Genomic DNA, 6,588 nt, shown 5'->3' on the forward strand with positions numbered 1-6,588 from the left:
TGCGAAACTCGCGAGCATGACCGGCCGGTGGGCGCTCGCTCCGGCCGAGGACGGTGGCGTGGACGTCGCCCCCCTCGGCCCGGACGGGCTGCCCGCGGGGCCGGTGCGGCGGGAGCCCGATCTCGCCGGGGCGGTGCGGGACCGTCCGGAGGTGACGCGCTGGGTGTGGCGGTCGACCCCCGAGGTCTATCCCCGTCTGCTCGCCACGGGGGTGCGAGTGGAGCGGTGCTACGACATCGAGGACGCCGAAACACTCCTGCTGGGCCACGAGGGGCGGTACGGCGAGCCACGCTCGGCCGCCGCCGCCCTGGCCCGGCTGCGCGGCACCCCCGTACCGCCCGACCCTCCGCTGCGCGCCGCCGAACCCGGCGCGCAGTCCTCGCTGTTCGAGCCGCAGACCGCCCGGCTGCCGCTCGAGGACCTGATCGCGGTCTACGCCGAGCAGCAGCGGCGGCACGACGCGGCGGAACACCCCGACCGCATGCGGCTGCTGACGGCCTCCGAGTCGGCGGGGATGCTGGTGGCCGCCGAGATGAACCGCGCGGGTCTGCCCTGGCGGGCTGACGCGCACCGGGAGCTGCTGCACGACCTGCTGGGCGAGCGGTACGCGGGCGGGGGCGAACCGCGCCGCCTCGCCGAGCTGGCGGACGAGGTGTCGGCCGCGTTCGGGCGGCGGGTGCGACCCGATCTGCCCGCCGACGTGATCAAAGCCTTCGCGCAGGCCGGGATCAAGGTGAGATCCACCCGCCGCTGGGAGATCGAGTCCGTCGACCACCCGGCGGTGAAACCACTCCTCGAGTACAAGAGGCTGTACCGGATCTGGGTGGCCCATGGCTGGTCCTGGCTGCAGGACTGGGTGCGGGAGGGCCGGTTCCGGCCGGAGTTCCTCGCGGGCGGGACGGTCACCGGACGCTGGGTCACCAATGGCGGCGGCGCGCTGCAGATCCCCAAGGTGATCCGGCGCGCCGTGATCGCCGACCCCGGTTGGCGGCTGGTGGTGGCCGACGCGGACCAGATGGAGCCCCGCGTCCTCGCGGCGATCTCCCGCGACCCGGGTCTGATGGAGGTGGCCGGCCGCGAGAGCGACCTGTACCAGTCCGTCTCCGACCGCGCCTTCTCCGGCGACCGGGCCCAGGCCAAGCTCGCCGTGCTCGGCGCGGTCTACGGCCAGACCTCCGGCGACGGCCTGAAGAACCTCGCCGCGCTCAGACGCCGTTTCCCCAAGGCGGTGGCGTACGTCGACGAGGCGGCGCGGGCCGGTGAGGAGGGGCGACTGGTGCGGACATGGCTGGGGCGCACGTGTCCCCCGGCGGCCAGGGCGGGGGACGCCGCGACTGAAGAGGCGGGCATCCCCCAGGACGCCGGGATCGAGCCGTTGCCGGCCGACGGCTGGGTGCCGGGGTACGCGTCCACCAACGCCCGTGCCCGCGGCCGATTCGCCCGCAACTTCGTCGTCCAGGGCAGCGCCGCCGACTGGGCCCTGCTGATGCTGGCCGGCCTGCGGCGGACCTGCGCGGACATGGTGGCCGAGCTGGTCTTCTTCCAGCACGACGAGGTGATCGTGCACTGTCCGCGGGAGGAGGCCGATGCGATCGTGGGCGCGATCGAAGAAGCGGCCGACATGGCGGGCCGGCTGACGTTCGGCGAGACGCCGGTGCGGTTCCCGTTCACGACGGCGGTGGTGGAGTGCTATGCCGACGCGAAGTGATGGGATGGCGGCTCGGCCGCTGCTCGCTCACAACCCGTCGCCTTCGCACCAACCGGGCCACCACGTCGGGAAAGCCGTTGGCCACATGTTAGCCATCCGTTGGCGGGTCCTGATGTGATCACTACATCGGATCCGGTCGCACGGTGCGCGCGCACGCCGCGCAACTCGGGGGAGTGTCACCGCAGGCCGGGTCCGGGGACACGCGGGAACCCCGGTCGGCAGAGGTGCACGACCGGGACCCTCGCCCCTTCTTCGCCGTCCGACGACGGGCTCGCCTCAGATGATCGGCGGACGCCCGAGCCGGCTCAGCCGCCAGACCGTACGCCACCGCATGGGCCGCCGTTCACCGGCGGGCCGGCGCACCCCCTCCACGAACCCGCCGAGCCAGGCGCGCAAGCCGCCCAGTGACCGGGTGCGTACGAGGGTGAGGAGGGTCCACACGCCGAGGTGGACCGGGATCAGCGTGAACGGGAGTCGGCGCCGGACGAGCCAGACGCGGTTACGGGCCGTGACCCGGTAGTAGATGGCGTGCCGGGCCGGCGAGGTCTTGGGGTGCTGGAGGAGCAGTTCGGGCGCGTAAAGGATCTTCCAGCCGGCGTCGGCGGCCCGCCATGCCAGGTCCGTCTCCTCGTGCGCGAAGAAGAACTCGGCCGGCCAGTCGCCCGTCTCGGCGAGCATGGCCGTGCTCAGGGCGTGTCCGCCGCCGAGGAAGCCGGTGACATAACCGCCGCGCAGCGGATCCGAGTTGCCGATGCGCGGGACGTGCCGCTGCTGGGTCTCGCCGTTCTCATCGGCGATGCGGAACGCGACGATGCCGAGGCGCGGGTCGGCGGCGTACAGGTCGCGCACCTGGCGCAGCACGTCGGGGTCGACGAGCAGCCCGTCGTCGTCCAGTTCGACGACGACGTCAACGTCCCCGAACTCCCGCAGCCGGGCGAGGGCGACGTTCCGGCCGCCGGGGCAGCCGAGGTTCTCGTCGAGGTCGATGGTGGTGACCTCACCGGGCAGGAAGAGGCGCCGCGCGAACTCGGGCAGCGGGCAGCCGTTTCCGACGATCACGATCCGGGTGGGGGCGAGGTCCTGCTTGGCCACGGACTGGAGCAGGGCGTCGACCTCGTCGGGCCGGTTCCCCATGGTCACGATGGCGACGGCGATCCTCGGCTCCACCACGTCACTCACCCCATCCGACCGACGGTGGCGACCACGCCCCAGGCACGCGGCGTCCACAGTTCACCAAGATGTTGCCTCAGATCATCTGATTCTCCCGACGCCAATTCACTTTTCCGCCCTTTTGAGCCGGTTTTGAACCCGTTTTTCCCGCCGCCACCCGCCACCGGCCGCCCGCACGCCGTGGACGGTGGACTGGCGGTCGTCGCTGGGGTAAGGGTGGCGTAGCAGGCGTGTGATCTGTCGGACGATGGTCTGGTGTGGATGTTCCGGGAAGGGATGTCCCTGGGCCGGGGTCCAGACGAGAATCCCGGCCCGATGACCACGGGTCGGGATTCTGTGTTGTGCGCCCGCCTGGAGGGCGCCGGCCCGATTGCGGCGGCCCGGCGTTCTCCAGCATGCGCATCAGACGTGTTGCTGGTTTCAGTCTTCGTCGAAGTCGTCGAAATCGCCGCGCTCGCCCTCCTCGTTGAAGTGGCGCTTGATGACGCGGAAGCTGCCGACGACTCCGTTCACCCTTACGCCGTCCTCCATCTCCTCGTGGAGCTCGCCGTTCTCGTCCTCGTCCTCGTCATGGATCCTCGGGCGGACGTTGTTGGCCTCGCTGCGGGGGCCGACGGTGGCGATGGGGGCGCCGTTGTCGCAGGTGACACCGCGGAAGAACTCGACAGTGTTGCGGCTGTCGTTACGGATGTTGAAGCTGGTGGAGCCCAGGCCGCTGATGACGCTGATGCAGCCGTCGGGACGGCCGGAGAAACTGCGCTCGTTGATGTGGATCCTGCCCTCGTGATGGCGCTCGCCCTCGCGCTCGTTGCCCTCGCGCTCGTTGCCCTGGCGCTCGTTGCCCACGAACCCGTTGCCCACGAACCCGTTGCCCACGAACCCGTTGCCCACGAACCCGTTGCCCACGAACCCGTTGCCCAGGAGCACGTTGCCTTCGTTGCCCTTGCCCGTGCTGCCGCCTGGCCCGCCCATGAGGGCCTCGGGAGGGACGGCGGCCGGGGCCACCCCCCCGCCCATGAAGGCCTGGGCGGGGACGGCGCCCGGGGCCACCTGGGCTTGGGGGGCGGGGGCAGGGACGGCGCCCGGGGCCACCTGGGCTTGGGGGGCGGGGACGGGGGCTGGGGCGGGGGCGGCGTAGGTGATGCCGGTCGCGGTCAGTGCCGCGACGGCCGCGACGGCCATGGCGATCGCGTGGGAACGGGTCATGATCATGTCGTTTGTTCTCCTTCTCGGATTCAGAGAAACGCTCGCTGTGACAGCCGGGTGCGTGATTGAACGTACTAAGACCCCCCATTGCTGTCATATTGAGCAAATCGGAATCTCCGGCTTGGAGGGGCTGATCGGGTCTGTAGAGCTCCTTTACGCCGCTCCGAAGGAGAGCTGAATGACGGTCAAAATTTGCCTGCAGCTTGGGAGATTGAATGACGATTAGCCCTTACAGGTGATCTTCTGACGTCTACTCACCCGCTGTGGCGGTAGGTCGCCGGAAAGTGTCGGCGAGTCGCTGCTTGACATGGGATCTGTCGTAGGCTCCAAGGAGGCCACGTGAACGGTGGCTGTCGGACGAACGCGGCCGCGCACAGCAGGATTCGCCCAGGCCGGACGGTGACCAATGCCGGCCCGCACGACCTACCCGCCGCAGCCTGGGCGCCCGGACCGCGGACAGGGGCGCCGACCAGAAGGTCAGCTACGGCGAACTCTCCTACGCCGACGTGCCCACTGCTGACGACCTTCTGCTCCTGCGCGGCCATGACCGCTTGGACCGCGCCCCCTCACCCCGACCGGCGGCGACACCGACCCGGTCGAGGAAGCCCCGACGGCCGGGGCGGGCGGGTTGAACCTGTCCGCGCTGCGGCGCGAGCGGGAGCAGGGGCCCGCGTGGCTGCCCACCGTGCTGGAAGCGATCAAGGCGACCGGCACGGAGGGCATGAAGCCGTCCGCGGTCGCGGAACTGGTCGGCAAGGACCGCAAGACCGTCCGCGCCGCACTGCAAGCCGCGGTCGAGCGGGGCCAGTTGGTCTACCGGGACAACGGGCCGCACTCGGTCCACCCGGACACCCCGCCCACAGAGGACCGCTGGTACTTCCGGTTGCGATCCTCGGCCGCCCCGGAGGGCGGCCGCCACCATGCGCGCGGCACGGGCGCCGGCCGGGCTGGAGCGGGGCGGACAGCGCGGGCCCGGCCGAGGGCCGAGCCGCGCGCGGTGAGCGGAGCGAAGCGCCTTGAGGAGGTAGGAAGCTCTACCGTGAGAGAGGAGCTTCCCTGCTCGCTCCGCACTCGCTTTCGAGGTCTGTTCGTGCTGGTCAGGGCGTGATCCGGGGCCGTTCACCCTCGTTCATTGCCGTACTCCCGAGCGGGCCGCGATCCGCCGCGAACGAGGTCGGACGGGCCTGAATGAGACGGAAACTGAGACGGACCGTACCGGGCCCCATCAGGCGCGTTACGCCGTCTCGGGCACGAGTCGACTCGTGAAGCCCTCGTCACGCAGACGCTCGTAGGCCGCCCTGATCCCGTCCGGGATCTCTTGCTCGATCATGAACCCCTGCCGGGGGTAGATCATGAGCCGCTGCTGAGCGCCGACCAGCATGTCGACGACAAGACGCGCGTCCCCGATCGAGTCGACGTAGTCGGGAAGCGTCATGGGGGTGGACGCGCTCACCCACTCGACATCAGGCCACAGCTTGCGGGCAGTCGCGTAGGCACGCCGTTCCTCGTACGGCTTGCTGACCAGAAGGACAGACGAGACGGGCACGTGCCGCTGTTCGAGGAGCGCACGCGAGAACCGGATGTTCTCGCCCGTGTTCCGAGCGTTCGGCTCGACAAGGATGGCGCGCTCCGGAACTCCCAGCTCGATCGCGCGCTCGCGGTAGTGCTCTGCCTCGCCGCGCGGCATCCGCTCGTGTGTCGTGCGGCTGGTCGCCCCGGTGAAGACGACGAGGGGAGCCATGCCGCGGTGGTAGAGGTCCGCCGTGGTGTCGGCCACTCCCAGGTCATGACTGCCGAGACCGATGGCTACGGAGCAGGGGCGCGGTTCATGCCCCATCTGCTGGAAGTCCCAGAGCCGCTGAGCATCCGCCCACGTCTGAGCCGAGATCACTTGATGTCACTCTCCGTGTTCGCTGAGTGGGCACCTTGAAGTTGAAGTCATACGACCACGCGAAGCGCGCGTGCGGGGCACGCCTCCACCGCTTCGAGCCGTGCCCGCCGGACTGCACCACGCACAAGGGCTACAAGCGCGGCTGCCCTAAGCCCTGCGCCAAGACCTGCACGAGGCACGCGAGTGTCTGCCCCGAGCGCAAGGAGGGCGGTCTCGCCTTCACCCGCCCCAAGACCAAGAAGAGCCGGAACGCCGTCCCGATCCCGCCCGTCTTCATTCCCTTTCCGGCTGACCACAAGGCCCGACAGGCGGCCATGCGGACCGCGGCCGGGGAGCTGTGGCAGGAAGACCACGTCGTGTTCCCGCGTCCGACCTCGCGCAGCGCAGACGACAGAACCTGATCACCCAACCCGGTCAGCTGAACGGCTGCAGGCCGATCGTCGCCAGCAGGTCGAGCTGCCCGGCTGCCTCGCTGTCCTGCGCCCTGGTATAGACGATCAACCGGAGGTCGCTGTCACGTACAGTGAGGAAGTCGCTGTCCATTGTGATCGGTCCGATCTCGGGGTGCATGAACGTGCGACTGCTCAAGCCGGGCTGGGGGGCCAAGCGCTGC

5 protein-coding genes and 2 pseudogenes are annotated in these 6,588 nt (G+C 70.2%); 3 read left to right on the top strand and 4 right to left on the bottom strand.

Annotation, left to right across the window (positions count from 1 at the left end):
- Positions 1-16: 16 nt before the first annotated feature.
- The gene (locus tag IEZ19_RS33545; protein WP_189315084.1) at positions 17-1,708 is read left to right on the top strand and encodes a bifunctional 3'-5' exonuclease/DNA polymerase; all 1,692 of its coding nucleotides are present in this window, start codon (positions 17-19) and stop codon (positions 1,706-1,708) included.
- A 276-nt stretch (positions 1,709-1,984) separates the two neighbouring features.
- On the opposite strand, the gene IEZ19_RS33550 is transcribed toward IEZ19_RS33545, so the two are convergent.
- The gene (locus IEZ19_RS33550; protein ID WP_189315093.1) at positions 1,985-2,878 is read right to left on the bottom strand and encodes a glycosyltransferase family 2 protein; all 894 of its coding nucleotides are present in this window, start codon (positions 2,876-2,878) and stop codon (positions 1,985-1,987) included.
- A gap of 420 nt (positions 2,879-3,298) precedes the next feature.
- On the bottom strand, positions 3,299-4,090 hold the full coding sequence (locus IEZ19_RS33555; protein WP_229841153.1) for a hypothetical protein: 792 nt from the start codon (positions 4,088-4,090) through the stop codon (positions 3,299-3,301).
- 622 nt (positions 4,091-4,712) lie between these two features.
- Between IEZ19_RS33555 and IEZ19_RS33560 the strand changes: the two genes are divergently transcribed.
- On the top strand, positions 4,713-5,192 hold the full coding sequence (locus tag IEZ19_RS33560; RefSeq protein ID WP_189315085.1) for a hypothetical protein: 480 nt from the start codon (positions 4,713-4,715) through the stop codon (positions 5,190-5,192).
- Positions 5,193-5,318: 126 nt separating this feature from the next.
- Here IEZ19_RS33560 and IEZ19_RS33565 read toward each other — a convergent pair whose 3' ends face one another.
- A complete protein-coding gene (locus tag IEZ19_RS33565; RefSeq protein ID WP_189315086.1) occupies positions 5,319-5,975 on the bottom strand; it encodes a YdcF family protein in 657 nt (218 codons plus the stop codon).
- A 68-nt stretch (positions 5,976-6,043) separates the two neighbouring features.
- Between IEZ19_RS33565 and IEZ19_RS33570 the strand changes: the two are divergent.
- A pseudogene (locus IEZ19_RS33570) lies at positions 6,044-6,370 on the top strand (tyrosine-type recombinase/integrase); the annotation flags it as partial.
- A 19-nt stretch (positions 6,371-6,389) separates the two neighbouring features.
- Here the strand turns inward: IEZ19_RS33570 and IEZ19_RS33575 are convergent.
- Positions 6,390-6,588 (bottom strand): annotated as a pseudogene (locus IEZ19_RS33575) (transcriptional regulator); the annotation flags it as partial.

The sequence above is a fragment of the Streptomyces brasiliensis genome, from assembly GCF_014647875.1.
GTDB classification, from domain to species: Bacteria; Actinomycetota; Actinomycetes; order Streptomycetales; family Streptomycetaceae; genus Streptomyces; species Streptomyces brasiliensis.